Below are 19390 nucleotides of genomic sequence, written 5' to 3' on the forward strand. Positions count from 1 at the left end.
TTAGCGATATCGCGGCGCCGGTTGCCCGGTTCGCGCGCTGGTAAACAGCGCCAGTCGCGTCTGCTCGAAAGCCTCCCACAATCCCAGGTCATGCACGGGCGGTAAGGTGACCTTTTCCCCCATCTCCAGTCCCCTGAGGGCGGCGTCAACCAGATCCTCAGTGGTCATGACCGTACCGGTGGGCAGGGCGTCCAGCGCCACGCCGGAGGTCGGCCACAGATCGGTGGCGGTCGCCGCCGGCAATACCGCCTGAATACGCACGCCGCTGTCGGCAAACTCATCCTGCAGGCCACGGGTAAAGCTCAACACCCACGCTTTGCTGGCGCTGTAGACCGCGCTGCCCGGCAGCGTATGCAGCGCGAGAATAGAGGCAATATTGATCAGCGTTCCGCGGCCTCGGGGAGCGAAAGCGGCCAGTGCGGCATAGCTCAGGCGCAGGAGCGCGGTGGTGTTGAGCGTATGAATCGCTTGGTGCTCGCGCGGCGTACTGGCGAGAAAGCCCGCCATTTTTGCCGTGCCGGCGTTGTTGATGAACAGGTCAATGGCGGGATCGTGCTGCAGACGTTGCTCCACGGCTTCAATGCCTTGCTCCTCGCTCAGGTCGGCCTTGACGATGCTGGCCCGGATGGCGTAGCGCGCCTGCAGCTGCCCGGCGAGCGCCTGCAGCCGATCTTCACGGCGGGCCGCGAGGATCAGATCGTAGCCGCGAGCGGCGAGTCGTTCGGCATAGATCGCGCCGATACCTGAGGAAGCGCCGGTGATAAAAGCGGTGTGCGATGACTGGGACATGAGTATTGCCTCTTAAAAGGTTGCATTATTAAACCAAATTCAGCATGAGATACTTGGTTTAATAATGCAACCATTTTGCCGGGCTTTTTTTATTTTTGCCTGCCGCGGGCAGCGATTAGTCGTTCAGCGGAACGGCGATGGTGATATCCGCCGGGGCCAGCTCACGGCCATCCGCCGCCTGCAGGACCAGTTTACGCAGGGGCTGGCGCTGCTGGCGGTCAATGAGCCGGGTTGCCGGTTCGTTAGGATCGAACAGATAGTCATCCGCCCACTGGGAAAGGGCGACCAGCACGGTCTGCAGGGCGCGGCCCTTCTCCGTGAGGACGTACTCCTGCCAGGCGCTGCCGTCGGAGGCCGGCTGCAGACGCAGGATGCCTTCATCCACCAGCATTTTCAGGCGTCCGGCGAGCATATTTTTGGCAATGCCGAGGTTTTTCTGGAATTCACTAAAACGGCACGCCCCGCGCAGGGAATCGCGGACGATAAGCAGCGACCACCAGTCACCGATAACGTCGAGGGAGCGGGCGACAGGACAGCAGCTGTTTTCAAGACGGGTACGTTTCACGAAAGCCTCCGGGTTAGTTGTTTCATTATAAAACTATTTGGTCGGCAGAGGAAATTTTCGGCGGCGGTCTAAGTTTGCGAGCGAATGCCAGGAAAAATGGCATAAATCCGTCACAATTAACCCGATGATAATAAATGACTAAGGATGAAGGGATGAAAAAACGTCTACTCGCCGCCGCCGTAGCCGGCGCGGTCATGTTATCCGCCGGCGCTCTGGCGCAGGACACGGCCGCCCCGGAGGGGTATCAGCTGCAGCAGGTGCTGATCATGAGTCGTCACAACCTGCGCGCGCCGCTGGCCAATAACGGTAGCGTGCTGGAGCAGTCCACCGCCAAAGCCTGGCCGCAATGGGATGTGCCGGGCGGCCAGCTGACCACCAAGGGTGGCGTGCTGGAGGTGTATATGGGCCACTATATGCGCGAATGGCTGGCGCAGCAGAAGCTGGTGACCAGCGGCGAGTGCCCGCCGGAAAACGCTGTTTACGCCTACGCTAACAGCCTGCAGCGCACCGTCGCCACCGCGCAGTTCTTTATCACCGGCGCGTTCCCGGGCTGCGGCATTGCGGTGCATCATCAGCCGCAGATGGGCACCATGGACCCGACCTTCAACCCGGTTATCACCGACGACTCCCCGGCGTTTCGTGAGAAAGCGCTGCAGGCGATGGAAAAAGAGCGCCAGGGGTTGCAGTTGACCGAGAGTTACAAGCTGCTGGAGACGATGATCGATTACCGCAACTCGCCCTCCTGCAAAGAGAAGCAGGTCTGTTCCCTGAGCGAGGGTAAAGATACCTTTAGCGCCGGTTATCAGCAGGAGCCGGGGGTGTCCGGGCCGCTGAAGGTGGGCAATTCGCTGGTGGACGCCTTCACCCTGCAATATTATGAAGGCTTCCCCAAAGACCAGGTGGCGTGGGGGGAGATCACCAGCGATAAGCAGTGGCAGGTGCTGTCGAAGCTGAAAAACGGCTATCAGGATAGTCTGTTTACTTCGGTGGCGGTGGCGCAAAACGTGGCCAAGCCGCTGGTCAACTATATCGATAACGCGCTGGTGGGCGAGGGGGCCAGCAAGGCGAAAGTCACGCTGCTGGTGGGACACGACTCGAATATTGCCTCGCTGCTGACGGCGCTGGACTTTAAGCCCTATCAACTGCCCGGCCAGTATGAGCGCACGCCTATCGGCGGCAAACTGCTGTTTCAACGCTGGCACGACAGCGGCAGCAACCGCGATCTGATGAAGATTGAGTATGTCTACCAGAGCACCGAGCAGCTGCGTAATGCCGACCCATTGACGTTGCAGACCCCGCCGCAGCGGGTCACGCTGGCGCTTAACGGCTGCCCGGTCGATGACCAGGGTTTCTGCCCGCTGGAGACCTTTAAAAAGGTGATCAACGAGGCGGCGAAATAACGAAAAAACCCGGAGCAATCCGGGTTTTTTAGCAGGTTAGGGTGAGACTCGGCAGGGATAAACGTCCTAGACGTTTTTACGCTCAATCGTCTGTTCACCCCAGAACAGCGCATCTTTATCGGTTTTGGCAAAGGCCAGCGCCAGCACTTCGTCGCTGCCTTCCTCCCAGATTTGCTCAGCCAGTTTTTCATCATAGTGGGCAACTTCGAAAATCGCCTCGGCGATCTCCGGCGAGGTGTTACGTAAACTTGCCCATTCGCCGACGCGATGTGCTTTTGCTTCTTGAGTTGGCATAGTGCTCCTCCTGCGGAAGATTAGCCGTGCAGTTTAACGGCCAGTTTGGCGACATGTTCACCCTGATAGCGGGCGATGGCTAACTCTTCCTCGCTTGGCTGACGCGAGCCGTCGCCGCCGGCAATAGTGGTTGCGCCATAAGGCGTCCCGCCGCGGACCTGGGAGATATCGAACAGCTCCTGGGCGCCGTAGCCGATCGGCACGATGATCATGCCGTGGTGGGCCAGCGTCGTCCAGGTGGAGGTAATGGTTTGTTCCTGGCCGCCGCCGGTGCCGGTTGAGCTGAATACGCTGGCGATCTTGCCATACAGCGCGCCGGATGCCCACAGGCCGCCGGTCTGATCGAGGAAGGTGCGCATTTGTCCGGACATATTGCCGAAACGAGTCGGGGTACCAAAGATGATGGCGTCATACTCAGCCAGTTCCTGCGGCGTAGCGACAGGCGCGTTTTGCGTTTTACCGCCTGCTTTGGCAAACGCTTCTGCCTGCATGGTTTCCGGCACGCGCTTCACAACCACCTCAACGCCGTCCACCCGGTTCGCCCCATCGGCGACGGCATGAGCCATGGTTTCAATGTGTCCATACATGGAATAATAAAGCACCAGAATTTTAGCCATTTCCATCACTCCTCGGTTGCATTATAAGCCAGCCAAATAGCTGGTACCTTTAAAGATAAAGCCTCTGCCGAAGAGTGCAAATCCAACGGGCATTTATTTGATTTATAACAAAATGACAAAGCATTATTTACTTTTCCTTGCGCAGCGCGGCCTGAGCGGCGGAGAAGCGGGAAGCGATGCCTCCGCCGTTCTGGCCGGTGAGGCGAGGATGTAGCATCAGGATACATTTTCGCTAACTATTTTTTCTTCGTCAGCAGAGGAGGTTAGCGCCATCACGCGGCGCGAGGGGATTTTTTTCGCCAGGCTTTGTTTCTGAATGTGACATTTGCCATCGTCAGCGGCAGTCATTCACTAACCTTATAGATACGCGGCAGGACAGCGGCGTCGCCGCTCCCGCGTAATGCACTATGATGTCTAACCTAATGGAGGTCAGTAATGGCAAACCATCGTGGCGGTTCTGGCAACTTTGCTGAAGACCGTGAAAGAGCATCAGAAGCAGGACGTAAAGGTGGCCAGCATAGCGGGGGGAATTTTAAAAATGACCCTCAGCGCGCCTCAGAGGCTGGTAAAAAAGGGGGTAAAAACAGTCACGGTAGTCGTGAGAGTTAACGCGCGACTCGCACTGTTCTCTTTGATGCGGTGTTAATCTCCCCGACCCAACCGCATCGCCCTCGCCGCCGGCATCAGCCGGCGGTTTTTTTTAGCTGTCAGAGGTTGCGCTCCCGCCGGGCCGATTGCACACTGGTCGCCCGTTAATCGTCATGGCTGTTTTATGTCTTCGTTAAAATTCTCCGTTAGCCGCCAGGAAGCGCTCCTTATCTTGATCACCATGTTCTGGGGAGGGACCTTCCTTGCCGTGCAGTATGCTGTCAGCCTCAGCGGGCCGCTGTTTTTTGTCGGCCTGCGTTTCGCGACCGCCGCGCTGGCGGTGGGTCTGCTCTCGCTGCGCACCCTCCGCGGTATGACATGGCTGGAAGTGAAGGCGGGGGTGGCGATTGGCGTGGCGATTGCGCTGGGGTATGGGCTGCAGACCTGGGGACTGCAGTCGATCTCCAGCAGTAAGTCTGCCTTTATCACGGCGATGTATGTGCCGCTGGTGCCGCTGCTGCAGTGGCTGTGCCTGGGTCGTATGCCGGGGGTGATGTCCTGCGTGGGGATTGTGCTGGCCTTTATCGGTTTGATCCTGCTGGCCGGGCCGGAAAACAATCTGCTGGCGCTTGGCGTGGGGGAGATGATCACGCTGGCGAGCGCGCTGGCGATTGCCGCGGAGATTATCCTTATCAGCGCCTGGGCCGGGAAAGTGGATGTTCGGCGGGTGACGGTGGTGCAGCTGGCGACCGCGTCGCTGGTGGCTTTCGCCGCCATGAAGCCGGCCGGTGAGTCAGTGCCGCCGTTGACGCCGGCGCTGCTCGGCGTGGCGCTGGGGCTGGGCATTTTCAGCGCGATCATTCAGGTGACCATGAACTGGGCGCAGCGCAGCGTCTCGCCGACGCGGGCCACGCTGATCTATACCGGCGAACCGGTGTGGGCCGGTATTTTTGGCCGGTTGGCCGGTGAGCGTCTGCCGCTGCTGGCCCTCCTCGGCTGCGTCTTTATCCTCGCGGGGGTGCTGGTGAGCGAGCTGAAGTGGAAGCGCAAACCGCCGCCGCAGATGTCAACGAATAACGATGCGCAGCCGCTCCCGGACCTGGCCGATCGTCGCGAGCCGTAATCTTTCTTTCTGTCCCGGCAGCGGCGCTTATTCTGCCAGGCGTTCCATCAGGCCATATCCCTCAGCCGTCGTACCCGCCCTGGTGCCGGATGGCGGCATAACTGCCTTATCCGGCCTACATAACCATTTCTATATCAGATGGTTAACTCTTATCGTAGGCCCGCGCAAGCGCAGCGCCGCCGGGCGATGGCATCAGGCTCGGCGTCGCTTTTATGCCGGGTGGCGGTTGCTCCTTACCCGGCCTACGTTCGTACGACCTGCCGTTAATTTATTCACCATTGTTGCTGAAACTGCCGGTGCTGACGGCCTCAAAATCGCTGAGACGTTCCCGGAAGGCCGGGGCAGCCCGCATGGATGCGGGCTGAGGGCCGTGTTTTGCATGGACGCTGCCTCGGCCCGACCCGAAGCCTGCAGGGATAAGTCGAAGGGACCACGCAGTGGCGATTTTGCTGGCCGGAGCCCGGGGGTACAGGGGGCGGCGGCGACTGGCCGCCCCCTGTGCGCTCCCGGCGCCATGAGAGACATAACGCAGAAGACATATCGGGAGCGCCATCTGCCTGGATATAACCCAGAACAGCCGTTTTTCCGGGGCGAAACCGTTGCAAACCGATAACTGTATCGACTTATCCGGCCCCCACCGCTCCCTGCGCCAACGCCGCGCTAATGTGGCTTAAATCGGCGTTACCCTGGCCTCCTTCGCCTCACGCGTCCCGCGATGAAGCAGCGCGTGCAGCAGGATCGCCCCGAAGGTGGCGGTACCAATCCCGCCCAGCGTAAAGCCGCCCAGCGACAGCGCGAAATCGCCGGCGCCCAGCACCAGGGTCACAGACACCATGATCAGATTGCTGTTCTGGCTGAGGTCGACCCGGTTTTGCACCCAGATCCGCGCCCCGGCGACGGCGATCAGGCCAAAGACCACGATCGAGGCGCCGCCGATCACCGGCCCGGGAATGGTGTGGATTAATGCGCCGAATTTCGGCGAGAAGCCCAGCAGCATGGCAATCAGCGCTGCGGCGACAAACACCAGCGTCGAGTAGACCTTGGTCACCGCCATGACGCCGATGTTCTCCGCATAGGTCGTGACCCCGCTGCCGCCGACCGAGCCGGAGAGCATGGTCGCCAGACCATCGCCGACGAAGGCGCGCCCCATGTACGGATCCATATTGCGCCCGGTCATCCCGGCGACGGCCTTCAGGTGCCCGAGGTTCTCGGCCACCAGGATCACCGCGACCGGGGCAATCAACATCATCGCCTGGCCGTTAAAGGATGGGGTGGTAAAGTGCGGCAGCCCGAACCACGCCGCCTGGGCGAGGGGAGAGAAGTCCAGCGGTTTGCCGAGGCCAAAGCCGTTAGCCAGCAGGGCGTACAGCGCGCAGGCGACGATCAGGCCGACCAGGATCAGCAGACGCTGCAGCATCCCGCGGGTAAATACCGCGACTATGCCGATACAGAGCACGGTTAACACCGCCATCCAGCTGTCGAAGGCGCTGGCGGAGACGCTGCGCACGGCAATCGGCGCCAGGTTCAGGCCGATAGCCATCACCACCGCCCCGGTCACCACCGGCGGCATCAGGCGCTCGATCCAGCGGGTGCCGATCTTCATCACCACCAGACCGATCAGGGTATAGACCAGCCCGCAGGCGATGATCCCGCCAAGGGCGACGCTGAGGTGAGGGTTGAGTCCCTGGCCGTTAAAGCCGGTAATGGCGATCACCACTCCGACAAAGGCGGCGCTGGAGCCGAGATAGCTCGGCACCCGTCCGCCGGTGACGACAAAGAACAGCAGGGTGCCGACCCCCGACATCAGTATAGACAGGTTTGGGTCGAGCCCCATCAACAACGGCATCAGCACCGTCGCGCCGAACATCGCAACGGCGTGCTGCACGCCCATCACCAGCGTTTGCCCGGCCGATAAGCGTTCATCGGGCGCGACAACGCCGGATTCGGCGGCGGGGGAGGTCAGCTTCCAGCGAGGAAAATCGAAGAGTGCCATGATGATATCCCGGGTTAAAGGTTAACAAGCGGGTCGCATAAGCGTGTGATAGCCGCGGTCAAACCACATCAGACCCCGGGGTTCCGGGTGACGGGTAATGGCCACGACGTGACAAAACAGAATGTCGTGCGTGCCGACGCTGACGCGCTGGTCGATGCGGCAGTCAAAGCTGACCAGCGCCGCCTCCAGCCGCGGGCAGCCGGTGGCGCCGGTCTGCCAGTCGGCGGCGGCAAAGCGCTCGTCCATCGCCGTTTTACCGCCAAACAGCGTTGACAGCGCCTCCTGTCCCGCCGCCAGGGTATTGACGCACAGCGTGTGGTGTTCGCTGAACACCGGCCACACGGAGGCTGAGCGGTTCAGACAGACCAACAGGGTCGGCGGGGTGTCGGTCACGCTGCAGACCGCGCTGGCGGTAAAGCCCGCCCGGCCCGCCGGGCCATCGGTGGTAATAATGTTAACCGCGGCGCCGACGCGGGCCATGGCGTCACGAAAACTCTCTTTGTCCGCTAACTTCATCGCCAACTCCTTATGCCAGCAGGCAGGCTTCATCAAAGGACAGACGCGGCAGGCGGCCATACAGTTTGCCGGGGTCGCCATAGCCGATGTTCACCAGCAGGTTGCTTTTCCAGCCGTTGTCGGCGAAAAACGCTGCATCGACTTTTTCCCGATCGAAACCGGACATCGGCCCGGTGTCGAGTCCCAGCGCCCGGCAGGCGAAAATCAGATACGCCGCCTGCAGGGAGCTGTTGCGAAACGCGGTCTCTTCCGCCAGCTGCGGGCTGGAGGTGAACCAGCTGCGGGCATCGCCGTGGGGAAACAGGGTCGGTAGCCGGTCGTAAAAGGCGCTGTCCCACGCCACGATGGCGGTCACCGGCGCCTGCATGGTTTTCTGCAGATTGCCGCTGGAGAGCGTCGGGCGGAGCTTCTCTTTGCCTTCCGCGCTGCGCACGAACACGATGCGCGCCGGCGAACAGTTGGCGGAAGTCGGCCCCATTTTCATCAGGTCCCAGACTGCCTGCAGCTGCGCATCGCTCACTGGCTTATCCAGCCAGCCGTTGTGGGTCCGGGCCTGGGTAAACAGCGTCTCGCAGACCGTCTGGTTTATCGCGTCGTTCATCGGGTCTCCCTGGCGACCGGCAGCATAGCGGCCAGCCCGTCGCGTAAAATGGTATTAAAGGTATCGGCGTCGGTGACGTTGCAGGCATGCCCGCCCCACGGCATTTCCACGCGCTGGCTGCCGGGGATCGCCGTCTGCAGCACGCGGGAGCAGGAGGCCGGGACCAGCAGGTCGTCAGCGGCGCTAACCATCAGCGTCGGACAGGCGATGGCCGCCGCGCGACGGGAAAAATCAGCCTGCTTCAGGGCCTGCAGCCGCTTCAGCAGGTTCTCCTTGCCCTGAAAATGGCTAATGGCAAGCGCATCTTCGGCTTCGAGGCGCGGCAGGCGCGCGGCCATCCATTCCGCCGGGTAGAGAAACAGCGGCTGCGCTTCGACCCACGCCTGCGCGCCACCGGCATGCAGCAGACGCTCGCGCACCAGGAAGCAGCGGCGGGTGTGCGGCGACAGCGACAGCCAGCCGTTGACCAGCACCAGGGCGCTCACCGCCTCGGGGCGATCGAGCGCCAGCTGCAGGCCAATCAGCGCCCCCAGCGCGTGGCCCACCAGCGCGAAGCGGGCGATCCCCGCCGCCTGCAGAGCGCTGAACAGCTCCCCGGCCATCGTCGCCATGCTGTAGTCGGCGGGTAGCGGACCGGCGTTCTCTCCGGTCCCGTTATGGTCATAACTCACCAGCTGATACTGTTCCTCCAGCGCCGCGCGCTGCGCCAGCCAGTAGCCGCCGCCGCCGCCCAGACCTGCGCTGAGGACCACCACCGGCGCGCCGGGCCATGGGGCCGGAGCAATATTGAGCCTCATCATGTCGGAGTGCCGATATGGGCGACGCTGGCGATTTCCACCAGCGCATCGGGCTTCACCAGCCCGCACTGAATGCAGAAGCGCGCGGGTTTATCGCCAGGGAAGAACTCGGCGTAAACCTCGTTAATCGCGGCGTAATTTGTCCAGTCGGTGATAAAGATGCTGTTGAAAGTCACATCCGCCATACTCCCGCCCGCCGTTTCGATAACGCTCTTGATGGTCTCCAGTACGTGGTGGGTTTGCGCCTTTGGGTCGCCGATGTGCACCACATTGTTTTGCTTATCAAACGGCAGAGTGCCGGAGACGTAGATCACGCCATCGGCGAGCGTCCCCGGAACAAAGGGGGCAATCGGCGTGGTGGTGCCTGGCGGAATAATCACCTGTTTAGGCATAACGTTTCTCCTTGGCTAAAGACAACGGGGTGGCAGGGGACAGCGCGCGGCAGAAGCTCTCGACGTCGCTGACCCAGCCGAAAAAGGTTTCTATATTGAACAGCGCCGCCTGCTGGGCGAAGGCCGGTCCGGCCTGATGGGTAGCATCCTCCAGCACCACGCCGAAGTATTCGAGGAAGAAACCATCGCGCAGCGTCGATTCGACGCAGACGTTGGTGGCGATCCCGGTGAACACCAGATGACGGATGCCGCGGCTGCGCAAAATGCTGTCGAGCGGAGTATTAAAGAAGCCGCTGTAGCGCGGTTTCGGCAACACGATGTCGCCTTCCTGCGGCGTCAGCTCGTCCACCAGCTGATAATCCCAGCCGCCTTTCGCCAGCAGCTTGCCCTGCAGTTCCGGGCGCTGACGCATCGTTTTCAGCGCGTTGGACTTATGGTAGTTCGGCGAGCCCGGGCCGCCGGCTTCAACATACTGGTCATCCCAGCCGTTCTGGAACCAGATAATCAGCATGCCCGCGGCGCGGGCAGCGGCGACGGCGGTATTAATATTGTCGATAACCGGCCGGGTGGCGGAGACGTCAAATCCGGCGAGATCCAGATAACCGCCGAGGCTGGCGTAGGCGTTCTGCATGTCGACAACAATCAGCGCGCTCTGCTGCGGCGCGAAAGTCAGGGATTCCGGGCGAGCGGGAAGGGTAATCATCAGGCCACCTCACGGGTAACAGGAGCAATATGGTCCCGGCAGCGCATCAGCGGCTGAATGCGTTCGCCAAAGGCGTCGATGCCGGCAAGAAAATCATCAAAGGTCAGCAGCACGCCGTCGGTGCCGGGCACGCTCGCGACTTCATCAAGCATACGGGCGACGCTGGCATACGATCCGACAAGGGTGCCCATGTTGATATTGACCGCCGAGGTGGGGTCGGCCATCTGGCGCACGTTGGTATCGCTGCCGGAGCGGGTGTCTTTCTGACTCTGCTCGGTGAGCCACGCCAGCGCTTCTTCATCGGCGCCCGCTTTGTAGTGCTCCCATTTGGCGCGCGCCGCTTCGTCGGTTTCGTCAGCGATCACCATGAACAGCACATAGGAGCCTACGTCACGGCCGGTTTTTTCCGCCGCCTGCATCATGCGCGCCGCGGTCGGCGCGAAGGCCGTTGGCGTGTTGACCCCTTTGCCAAAGCAGAAGTTATAGTCGGCGTGCTGGGCGGAGAAGGCCATGCCGGCGTCGCTCTGCCCGGCGCAGATCACCTTCATCGGCTGCGAAGGGCGCGGGCTGACCCGGCAGTCGTTCATGGTGAAGTAGTCGCCTTTGAAATCGCTGCGCCCGGTGCCCCACAGGTCGCGGAGCACCTGAACGTATTCGGTGAGATAGTCATAGCGGCTGGCGAAATAGTCATCCCCTGGCCACATGCCCATCTGGTCATATTCCGGTTTTTGCCAGCCGGTCACCAGATTGACGCCAAACCGGCCGCCGGAGATGGAGTCGATGGTGGAGGCCATCCGGGCGACGATCGCCGGCGGCAGCGTGAGGGTGGCGGCGGTGGCGTAGATCTGGATCTTCGAGGTTACCGCGGCCAGGCCGGCCATCAGGGTGAAGGACTCCAGGTTGTGATCCCAGAATTCGGTTTTCCCGCCGAAGCCGCGCAGCTTGATCATGGAGAGCGCGAAGTCGAAATGGTAGTGCTCGGCTTTCTGCACGATAGCCTTATTCAGTTCGAAGGTCGGCATATACTGCGGGGCATGGGTGGAGATCAGCCAGCCGTTGTTGCCAATGGGAACGAAAACACCAATTTTCATACCTACCTCTCTACAGTCATGGAAGATGGGTTGCGGTGGCGCGGCATCCTGCCTCTCCCTGGACCACCTCGCAGAAGAGGTAAAGCAAACACGATGCCAGTTTTATAAATGCTAATGTTATTAATGTGTTACTATTGGGTTGCTAAAAAGGACGATAAAAAAGTGGACTGGATGGTCAAAATCAGTGCACGAAAAAACGGCAGTCATGCGCAATCAGGGTGCATGGGGTCGTGTCGGCGAAGGGCTTTTGCTATGCTGGTGGCGTCAACTGAAGGAGAGGATGTATGGCACAGGGCGCGGTGAAGAAAAACGGCAAACGTTCACAAGCGGTCAGCGCCAAAAAGGAGGCCATCCTGGCCGCCGCGCTGGAGGCATTTTCGCAATTTGGTATTCACGGTACGCGGCTGGAGCAGGTGGCTGAGCGCGCCGGGGTGTCGAAAACCAATCTGCTCTATTACTACCCTTCGAAAGAGGCGCTGTACGTGGCCGTTCTGCAGCAGATCCTCGCCATCTGGCTGGCGCCGCTGAAGGCCTTTCGCGAGGATATCAGCCCGCTGGTGGCGATCCGCGAGTATATTCGTCTGAAGCTGGAGGTGTCCCGCGATCACCCCCAGGCCTCGAAGCTCTTCTGCCTTGAGATGTTGCAGGGCGCGCCGCTGCTGATGGGCGAACTGACCGGGGATCTGAAAGCGCTGGTCGATGAGAAATCGGCGATTGTTTCCGGCTGGATCGACCGCGGCAAGCTGGCGCAGGTCGATCCGCAGCATTTAATCTTTATGATCTGGGCCACTACCCAGCATTACGCCGACTTCGCCACCCAGGTGGAGGCGGTCACCGGCGCCACGCTGCAGGACGCGGCCTTTTTTGAGCAAACGGTCGATAATGTCCAGCGGATGATTATCGAAGGCATTCGCGTCCGTTAATTGGCCGGCGGCAGCGGGCAGCTTTGATCGCCGTCCTCGCACTGCAGCAGCGAGGCGAGGAAAGATTCCCGCTCCACGCTCTTATCGGTCATGCACTGGCTCACCAGCATCGGCTGCATGCTGCCGCCTTCGGCTCCGGACGCGAGGAAAGCGCAGTCGGCGTCGCGCAGGGCTATCCATGCCTGCTGGGCCTGCTTCAGTAATGTCTGCTGTTTACCCACCGCACGCTGCAGAGCCTGCTGCCAGGTGTCGTTCAGCTTTTTGTCGGCTGCCTGATACTGCGCGGCCGCGCACTGATTCATTTCGGTTTGGGTGTTGGCGTTGCTGCACTCGTCCGCCAGCGCCGCGCCGCTGGCCAGCAAGACCGCCGCGGCAAATAACATGCGTTTCATTGTTCTGCTCCCATAAAAAAGGCTCCCGTCCGGGAGCCTTAATTAAGCACAGCTGACGTCGGCTGTCATTAGCTGATCGCATCGCCGATTTCCCGGATGGCGGCGTACAGCGCCACCGGGGAGCCCGTCTTAGCCGATGGTCATCAGGCTGGCGTTACCGCCTGCCGCCGCGGTGTTGACGCTCAGCGAACGCTCGATGTACAACCGCTCCAGCAGCAGATTGGTTTCGCCGCGGGCGAAGCCCTGCACGGAGACAATCGCCCCGTCGCGCGCCGCCACCTGCTCGCACAGCTCACGCAGCTGGTCGGAGTCGCCGTGATAGATAACCGCGTCGAAGGCCTGGCCAGGCAACTGATCCGCTTTGGCGAAACGGATCCGCTCGCTGACGTCCCGCGGGAGTTTCTTCGCCAGATCGCGCTGCAGGGCGCTGTCCGGCCACAGCACTTCACAACCGACCGCCAGCACGGCCGCCAGCTGGATCAGCGCATCCTGCTCATTATCCGCCACGCACAGCACGCGCTCGCGAGGCATCAGCGTCAGGGTGTTGCGCTCGCCGGTGGGCCCCGGAAGCAGGCGTTGGGTGCCGCTTTGCGCCTGCTCGCTGTACTGCTGACACAGCGCCTGCAGCTCAGGACGGCCCGCCGCCCACTGCTGCAGCGCCTGCAGCGGTTTTTCCAGCAGCGTTTTCAGCTGGGCGTCCAGCGGACGCTCTGCATCCTGGCGGGCGAAGGTCACGCCAACCGCGCCCTGCGGACGGCTGGAGAGCAGGCGGTAAAGGTACAGCGGACCGCCGGCTTTTGGACCGGTACCGGACAACCCTTCGCCGCCGAACGGCTGCACGCCGACCACCGCGCCAACCATATTGCGGTTGACGTACAGGTTGCCCACCTTCGCGCTGCCGGTGACCTGGGCGATGGTCTCGTCGATACGGGTATGTACGCCGAGGGTCAGGCCGTAGCCGGAAGCGTTAATCTGCTCCACCAGTTTGTCCAGCTCGTTACGGTTATAGCGCACCACGTGCAGCACCGGGCCGAAGACCTCTTTTTTCAGCTCGTCGAAGCTGTCGAGTTCGATAAGCGTCGGCGGCACAAAGGTTCCGTGGTTCCATTCGCGGGCGTCTTCGCTATTCTCGCGCACCGCCTGATAGACGGTGCGGCCTTTGGCGCGCATCGTCTGAATATGGCGTTCGATATTCTCTTTCGCTTCCGCATCGATAACCGGGCCGATATCGGTGGTCAGGCGGCCGGGATTGCCCATCCGGCACTCGCTCATCGCGCCGCGCAGCATGGTTAAGGTGTGGTCGGCTACCTCTTCCTGCAGGCAGAGGACGCGCAGGGCGGAGCAGCGCTGACCGGCGCTGTCGAACGCGGAAGCCAGGACGTCGATCACCACCTGCTCGGTAAGCGCCGACGAGTCGACGATCATCGCGTTCATCCCGCCGGTTTCGGCTATCAGCGGCGTTGGGCGTCCCTGAGCGTCGAGGCGGCTGGCGATATTGCGTTGCAGCAGGGTGGCCACTTCGGTGGAGCCGGTAAACATCACGCCGCGCACGCGCTCATCGGATGTCAGCGCGGCGCCGACGGTTTCCCCGCGGCCCGGCAGCAGCTGGATCACCCCTGGCGGCACACCGGCTTCCAGCAGGATCGCCACGCCCTGGGCGGCGATAAGCGGCGTCTGCTCCGCCGGTTTCGCCAGCACGCTGTTGCCGGCCGCCAGCGCGGCGGCAATCTGCCCGGTGAAGATCGCCAGCGGGAAGTTCCATGGGCTGATGCAGACCACCGGACCCAGCGGGCGGTGGGTTTCATTATCGAAATCGTCGCGCACCTGACCGGCGTAGTAGTGGAGGAAGTCAACGGCTTCGCGCACTTCGGCGATGGCGTTGCTGAAGGTTTTACCCGCTTCGCGCACCAGGATCCCCATCAGGGTCGGCATCTGGCTTTCCATCAGCACCGCGGCGCGCTCAAGAATGGCGGCGCGCTCCTGCGGCGGGGTGGCGAACCAGATGGGCGCGTTATTGATAGCGCTGGTGAGCGCCTGCTGCACTTCGTCATCGCTGGCTTCGCGGACGTAACCGACGATATCCTTCGGCTCCGCCGGGTTGACCACCGGCTGCATCTCGCCTTCGGCCACCGGCTGCTCCAGCATCGGCAATGCCTGCCATTTATGCAGGGCGCTGTTGAGCAGGGAAGAGGAGAGGGAGGCCAGACGATGCTCGTTAGCCAGATCCAGACCGGCGGAGTTGCTCCGGCCGCTGCCGTAGAGATCGCGCGGCAGCGGAATTTTCGGGTGCGGCAGACCGGCCTGGCCTTCCTGCTGCGCCAGTTTTTCCACCGCGCTGACCGGGTCGGCCACCAGCTCGTCCAGCGGCAGGGTATTGTCCGCGATACGGTTGACGAAGGAGGTATTGGCGCCATTCTCCAGCAGACGACGCACCAGATACGCCAGCAGCGTCTCGTGGGTGCCCACCGGAGCGTAGATCCGGCACGGCCGGTTCAGTTTGCCGTCGGCGACTTTGCCCACCACCTGCTCGTACAGCGGTTCGCCCATGCCGTGCAGGCACTGGAACTCATACTGGCCAGGGTAGTAGTTCTGGCCCGCCAGCTGGTAGATAGCCGCCAGAGTATGGGCGTTGTGAGTGGCGAACTGCGGATAAATCAGGTTCGGCACCGCCAGCAGCTTTTTCGCGCAGGCGAGATAGGAGACGTCGGTGTAAACCTTGCGGGTGTAGACCGGGTAGCCTTCGAGACCTTCCATCTGCGCGCGTTTGATTTCGCTGTCCCAGTAGGCGCCTTTCACCAGACGGATCATCAGGCGACGACGGCTGCGGGTGGCGAGATCGATCAGCGCGTCGATGACGAACGGGCAGCGCTTCTGGTAGGCCTGAATAACAAAACCGATGCCGTTCCAGCCCGCCAGCTCCGGCTCGAAGCACAGTTTTTCCAGCAGGTCGAGGGAGATCTCGAGACGGTCGGCCTCTTCAGCATCGATGTTAATGCCGATGTCATACTGGCGTGCCAGCAGGGTCAGCGATTTCAGACGCGGATAGAGCTCTTCCATCACCCGGTCATACTGGGCGCGGCTGTAGCGCGGGTGCAGAGCCGAGAGCTTAATGGAGATGCCCGGGCCTTCATAAATGCCGCGGCCGTTGGAAGCTTTGCCGATGGCATGGATCGCCTGCTGATAAGAGACCATATAGGCCTGGGCGTCGGCGGCGGTCAGGGCCGCTTCGCCGAGCATATCGTAGGAGTAGCGGAAACCTTTATCTTCCAGCTTGCGGGCGTTAGCCAGCGCTTCGGCGATGGTTTCCCCGGTGACGAACTGCTCGCCCATCAGGCGCATCGCCATATCCACGCCCTTACGGATCAGCGGTTCGCCGCTCTTGCCGATGATGCGGTTCAGCGAGCGTGAGAGGCTGGTTTCGTTATGGGTGGAGACCAGTTTGCCGGTGAACAGCAGCCCCCAGGTGGCGGCATTGACGAACAGCGACGGGCTGCGGCCGATGTGCGACTGCCAGTTGCCGTTGCTGATTTTGTCGCGGATCAGCGCATCGCGGGTGGCTTTATCCGGAATACGCAGCAGGGCTTCCGCCAGGCACATCAGCGCCACCCCTTCCTGTGAGGAGAGGGAGAATTCCTGCAGCAGACTCTGCACCATGCCGGCGCGGCCGCTGGCGGTCTTCTGGTTGCGCAGTTTTTCCGCCAGCTGATACGCCAGCTTATGCGCCTGCTCGCCCAGCGGCTGCGGCAGTCGGGCCTGCTCCAGCAGCATCGGCACCGCGTCGGTTTCCGGGCGACGCCAGGCGGCGGTGATCGCCGCGCGGCTTACCGACTGCGGCAGGATCTGCTCGGCGAATTCGAGGAACGGCTGATACGGCTCTTCCGCCGGGGAACCCGCTTCATCGCTTTCATTGGCGGCCCCGGAGAGCAGCGCCGGCAGTTCGGGCAGCGTTTCGTCGTTCTCCAGCTTTTCCAGATAGTTGAAGATGGCCTGCTTAATCAGCCAGTGCGGCGTGCGGTCAATGCGGCTCGCGGCGGACTTAATGCGCTCGCGGGTTGCGTCGTCAAGCTTAACACCCATGGTGGTGGTGCCCATGCTCAAAACTCCTGTCATTTATCGTTAGGCTTATGCGGTTGCCTGGAAATATCCACTATGTTGCAACTTTGTGCAACCTTGTTAATTGAGGCGTGTGACGAAAGCCGTGAAATGGCGGATTTGTTAAAAATAGTGCCTAAAATAGCAGAATTTTAACCCCGGGTTCATAGGGTATTTGTATGCGTGAGTTAACACTTTTGTTTGGTGCAACCTTTAAAAACGTGAGAGAGTGCAACCTCTCGCAAATTGACGTTTTGCGCCGTCGGTTTTTCGTGTAAATGCTGTGTTAAATCGTTTGTGAAAAACCGAAGCTTCCGTCAGGATACGGTCGCCCAATTAAACAATGCGCCATTATCCCGTTCCGGTAGTGGAAAAAAACGACGAAGTTGGACGCTGTCGATAAAAATTCTGGAGACTTTGCATGGCTATTAGCACACCGATGCTGGTGACATTTATTATTTATATTCTTGGTATGGTATTGATAGGGTTTATTGCCTGGCGTTCGACCAAAAACTTTGATGATTATATTCTCGGGGGACGCAGTCTGGGGCCATTTGTGACCGCGCTTTCAGCCGGCGCCTCGGACATGAGCGGCTGGCTGCTGATGGGCCTGCCGGGCGCCATTTTCCTCTCCGGGATCTCCGAAAGCTGGATCGCCATCGGCTTAACGCTGGGGGCGTGGGTTAACTGGAAGCTGGTAGCCGGGCGCCTGCGCGTGCATACCGAGGTGAATAATAACGCCCTGACGCTGCCCGATTATTTTACCGGCCGTTTTGAAGATAAAAGCCGGGTGCTGAGAATTATTTCAGCGCTGGTTATTCTGCTGTTCTTTACCATCTATTGCGCCTCGGGAATTGTGGCGGGGGCGCGTCTGTTTGAAAGCACCTTCGGTATGAGTTATGAAACCGCGCTGTGGGCCGGCGCGGCGGCGACAATTATCTATACCTTTGTCGGCGGCTTCCTCGCCGTCAGCTGGACGGATACCGTGCAGGCCAGCCTGATGATTTTCGCGCTGATCCTCACCCCGGTGATCGTGATTGTTTCCGTCGGCGGCTTTGGCGATTCGCTGGAAGTCATTAAGCAAAAGAGCATCGAAAATATCGACATGCTGAAAGGGCTGAATTTCGTGGCGATTATTTCGCTGATGGGCTGGGGACTGGGTTATTTCGGTCAGCCGCATATTCTGGCGCGCTTTATGGCGGCGGATTCGCACCACAGCATCGTCCACGCGCGTCGCATTAGTATGACCTGGATGATCCTCTGCCTCGCCGGGGCGGTGGCCGTCGGCTTCTTTGGTATCGCCTACTTCAATAGCAACCCGAGCCTGGCGGGCGCGGTTAACCAGAATGCCGAGCGCGTGTTTATCGAACTGGCGCAAATCCTGTTTAACCCATGGATTGCCGGGATCCTGCTGTCGGCGATTCTGGCGGCGGTGATGTCCACCCTGAGCTGTCAGCTGCTGGTCTGCTCCAGCGCGATTACCGAAGACCTGTATAAAGCCTTCCTGCGTAAAAACGCCGGTCAGAAAGAGCTGGTGTGGGTGGGCCGGATGATGGTGCTGGTGGTTGCCCTGGTGGCGATTGCCCTGGCGGCCAATCCGGAAAACCGCGTGCTGGGTCTGGTGAGCTATGCCTGGGCCGGTTTCGGCGCCGCCTTTGGTCCGGTGGTGCTGTTCTCGGTGATGTGGTCGCGCATGACCCGTAACGGCGCGCTGGCCGGGATGGTGATTGGCGCCCTGACCGTGATCGTCTGGAAGCAGTTTGGCTGGCTGGGCCTGTATGAAATTATTCCGGGCTTTGTCTTCGGCAGCATCGGGATCGTGGTCTTTAGCCTGCTGGATAAAGCGCCGTCGGCCAGCATGCAGCAGCGCTTCGCCGAAGCGGATGCCCACTACCATACGCCGCCGCCGGTACGCGCCACGGCTGAGTAAGATCAACTGATGTTCATGAGCCCGCCGCTGGCGGGCTTTTTTTTGCCTGTTGCCGGGCTGGAATATTATAACCCTTGCTAATTATTTGAAAATCCGCTGATATTTCCTGACTAATAACAATGAGGATAGCAAAGATGACGTTCAGACAGGGTGCAATGGCGCTGGTGCTGGCAGGGTTACTCAGCGGCTGCGCGGCGGGTGGAAGTTCGTCGACCAGCGCGCCGAAGCCCGGCGCCTGCCCGGTGGATCAGTCCATGGTGCAAACCACGCTTTACTTCGGCCTGAGCCGCCCGGCGGGGAAAGACATCACCCCTGATGAGTGGCAACAGTTTGTCGACCGCGACGTCACGCCGCGTTTTCGCGACGGGCTGACGGTGTTTGACGCTCGCGGCCAGTGGCTGGGCCAGAATGGACAGGTGGTGCGGGAGCAGAGTAAGGCGCTGATGGTGATCCATGGCAACGACGCGCAGAGCGAGGCCGGTATTGAGGCGCTGCGCCAGGGCTATAAATTACGGTTCGCGCAGGAGTCGGTGATGCGTGTCGACCAGCCGGTCTGCGTTCAGTTTTGAGTTAACGGCGGGGGC

At 60.9% G+C, this 19390-nt stretch carries 20 protein-coding genes; 6 read left to right on the forward strand and 14 right to left on the reverse strand.

Annotated elements, in window-relative coordinates; all coding sequences use genetic code 11:
* Both ABLV52_RS03140 and ABLV52_RS03145 read right to left on the reverse strand, forming a co-directional pair.
* Window positions 1-789, reverse strand: coding sequence for an SDR family oxidoreductase (locus tag ABLV52_RS03140; RefSeq protein WP_044522002.1), 789 nt, complete (start codon window positions 787-789; stop codon window positions 1-3).
* Between the two features lie 115 nt (window positions 790-904).
* Complete coding sequence (locus ABLV52_RS03145; RefSeq protein WP_348889990.1) at window positions 905-1354, reverse strand: helix-turn-helix domain-containing protein; 450 nt, start codon at window positions 1352-1354, stop codon at window positions 905-907.
* 152 nt (window positions 1355-1506) lie between these two features.
* Between ABLV52_RS03145 and agp the strand changes: the two genes are divergently transcribed.
* Window positions 1507-2754 carry a bifunctional glucose-1-phosphatase/inositol phosphatase gene (agp, locus tag ABLV52_RS03150; RefSeq protein WP_077271457.1) on the forward strand — a complete coding sequence of 416 codons (1248 nt, stop codon included), beginning with the start codon at window positions 1507-1509 and terminating at the stop codon, window positions 2752-2754.
* 66 nt (window positions 2755-2820) lie between these two features.
* On the opposite strand, the gene ABLV52_RS03155 is transcribed toward agp, so the two are convergent.
* The 3 genes from ABLV52_RS03155 to ABLV52_RS03165 all read right to left on the reverse strand — a co-directional run bounded on the left by ABLV52_RS03155 (window position 2821) and on the right by ABLV52_RS03165 (window position 4013).
* Complete coding sequence (locus ABLV52_RS03155) at window positions 2821-3048, reverse strand: YccJ family protein (RefSeq protein WP_008805934.1); 228 nt, start codon at window positions 3046-3048, stop codon at window positions 2821-2823.
* 20 nt (window positions 3049-3068) lie between these two features.
* Window positions 3069-3665 carry an NAD(P)H:quinone oxidoreductase gene (gene wrbA, locus ABLV52_RS03160; RefSeq protein ID WP_002898704.1) on the reverse strand — a complete coding sequence of 199 codons (597 nt, stop codon included), beginning with the start codon at window positions 3663-3665 and terminating at the stop codon, window positions 3069-3071.
* Between the two features lie 216 nt (window positions 3666-3881).
* The gene (locus tag ABLV52_RS03165) at window positions 3882-4013 is read right to left on the reverse strand and encodes a hypothetical protein (RefSeq protein ID WP_032428724.1); all 132 of its coding nucleotides are present in this window, start codon (window positions 4011-4013) and stop codon (window positions 3882-3884) included.
* Window positions 4014-4100: 87 nt separating this feature from the next.
* On the opposite strand from ABLV52_RS03165, the gene ABLV52_RS03170 reads away from it, so the two are divergent.
* Together ABLV52_RS03170 and ABLV52_RS03175 are read left to right on the forward strand one after the other, a co-directional pair.
* Window positions 4101-4274, forward strand: coding sequence for a general stress protein (locus tag ABLV52_RS03170; RefSeq protein WP_002898708.1), 174 nt, complete (start codon window positions 4101-4103; stop codon window positions 4272-4274).
* 163 nt (window positions 4275-4437) lie between these two features.
* Entirely contained in the window at window positions 4438-5376 is a 939-nt protein-coding gene (locus tag ABLV52_RS03175) for a DMT family transporter (RefSeq protein WP_087824692.1), read from the forward strand.
* Window positions 5377-6046: 670 nt separating this feature from the next.
* On the opposite strand, the gene rutG is transcribed toward ABLV52_RS03175, so the two are convergent.
* The 7 genes from rutG to rutA are packed head-to-tail and all read right to left on the reverse strand — an operon-like array spanning window position 6047 to window position 11469.
* The gene (rutG, locus tag ABLV52_RS03180; protein ID WP_348889991.1) at window positions 6047-7369 is read right to left on the reverse strand and encodes a pyrimidine utilization transport protein G; all 1323 of its coding nucleotides are present in this window, start codon (window positions 7367-7369) and stop codon (window positions 6047-6049) included.
* A gap of 21 nt (window positions 7370-7390) precedes the next feature.
* A complete protein-coding gene (gene rutF / locus ABLV52_RS03185) occupies window positions 7391-7885 on the reverse strand; it encodes an NADH-dependent FMN reductase RutF (protein ID WP_023289097.1) in 495 nt (164 codons plus the stop codon).
* A gap of 10 nt (window positions 7886-7895) precedes the next feature.
* The gene (locus tag ABLV52_RS03190; RefSeq protein WP_348889992.1) at window positions 7896-8486 is read right to left on the reverse strand and encodes a malonic semialdehyde reductase; all 591 of its coding nucleotides are present in this window, start codon (window positions 8484-8486) and stop codon (window positions 7896-7898) included.
* On the reverse strand, window positions 8483-9286 hold the full coding sequence (gene rutD, locus ABLV52_RS03195) for a pyrimidine utilization protein D (protein ID WP_044522016.1): 804 nt from the start codon (window positions 9284-9286) through the stop codon (window positions 8483-8485). Before rutD ends, ABLV52_RS03190 begins: the two co-directional genes overlap by 4 nt.
* Window positions 9283-9675 carry a pyrimidine utilization protein C gene (gene rutC / locus ABLV52_RS03200; protein WP_348889993.1) on the reverse strand — a complete coding sequence of 131 codons (393 nt, stop codon included), beginning with the start codon at window positions 9673-9675 and terminating at the stop codon, window positions 9283-9285. The genes rutD and rutC overlap by 4 nt, the downstream gene beginning before the upstream one ends.
* Window positions 9668-10378: a pyrimidine utilization protein B gene (rutB, locus tag ABLV52_RS03205; RefSeq protein WP_023289100.1), complete on the reverse strand. Its 711-nt coding sequence runs from the start codon at window positions 10376-10378 to the stop codon at window positions 9668-9670. Before rutB ends, rutC begins: the two co-directional genes overlap by 8 nt.
* Window positions 10378-11469, reverse strand: a complete 1092-nt coding sequence (gene rutA, locus ABLV52_RS03210) for a pyrimidine utilization protein A (RefSeq protein ID WP_004204507.1) — start codon at window positions 11467-11469, stop codon at window positions 10378-10380. Before rutA ends, rutB begins: the two co-directional genes overlap by 1 nt.
* A 284-nt stretch (window positions 11470-11753) precedes the next feature.
* Here rutA and rutR point away from each other — a divergent pair, with 284 nt between their 5' ends.
* Window positions 11754-12392: an HTH-type transcriptional regulator RutR gene (gene rutR, locus ABLV52_RS03215; protein ID WP_348889994.1), complete on the forward strand. Its 639-nt coding sequence runs from the start codon at window positions 11754-11756 to the stop codon at window positions 12390-12392.
* On the opposite strand, the gene ABLV52_RS03220 is transcribed toward rutR, so the two are convergent.
* Together ABLV52_RS03220 and putA are read right to left on the reverse strand one after the other, a co-directional pair.
* Entirely contained in the window at window positions 12389-12784 is a 396-nt protein-coding gene (locus ABLV52_RS03220; protein ID WP_023289101.1) for a lysozyme inhibitor LprI family protein, read from the reverse strand. The two genes, rutR and ABLV52_RS03220, sit on opposite strands and share 4 nt — an antisense overlap.
* A gap of 129 nt (window positions 12785-12913) precedes the next feature.
* Window positions 12914-16876, reverse strand: a complete 3963-nt coding sequence (gene putA / locus ABLV52_RS03225) for a trifunctional transcriptional regulator/proline dehydrogenase/L-glutamate gamma-semialdehyde dehydrogenase (protein WP_023289102.1) — start codon at window positions 16874-16876, stop codon at window positions 12914-12916.
* Window positions 16877-17297: 421 nt separating this feature from the next.
* On the opposite strand from putA, the gene putP reads away from it, so the two are divergent.
* Window positions 17298-18806 (forward strand): sodium/proline symporter PutP, encoded by a 1509-nt coding sequence (gene putP, locus ABLV52_RS03230; RefSeq protein ID WP_032452415.1) that lies wholly within the window; start codon window positions 17298-17300, stop codon window positions 18804-18806.
* Window positions 18807-18940: 134 nt separating this feature from the next.
* The gene (locus ABLV52_RS03235) at window positions 18941-19375 is read left to right on the forward strand and encodes a DUF3574 domain-containing protein (protein WP_348889995.1); all 435 of its coding nucleotides are present in this window, start codon (window positions 18941-18943) and stop codon (window positions 19373-19375) included.
* The last annotated feature ends 15 nt before the right edge of the window (window positions 19376-19390 follow it).

Source organism: Klebsiella sp. GB_Kp056 (genome assembly GCF_040064755.1).
Classification (GTDB): Bacteria; Pseudomonadota; Gammaproteobacteria; order Enterobacterales; family Enterobacteriaceae; genus Klebsiella; species Klebsiella quasipneumoniae.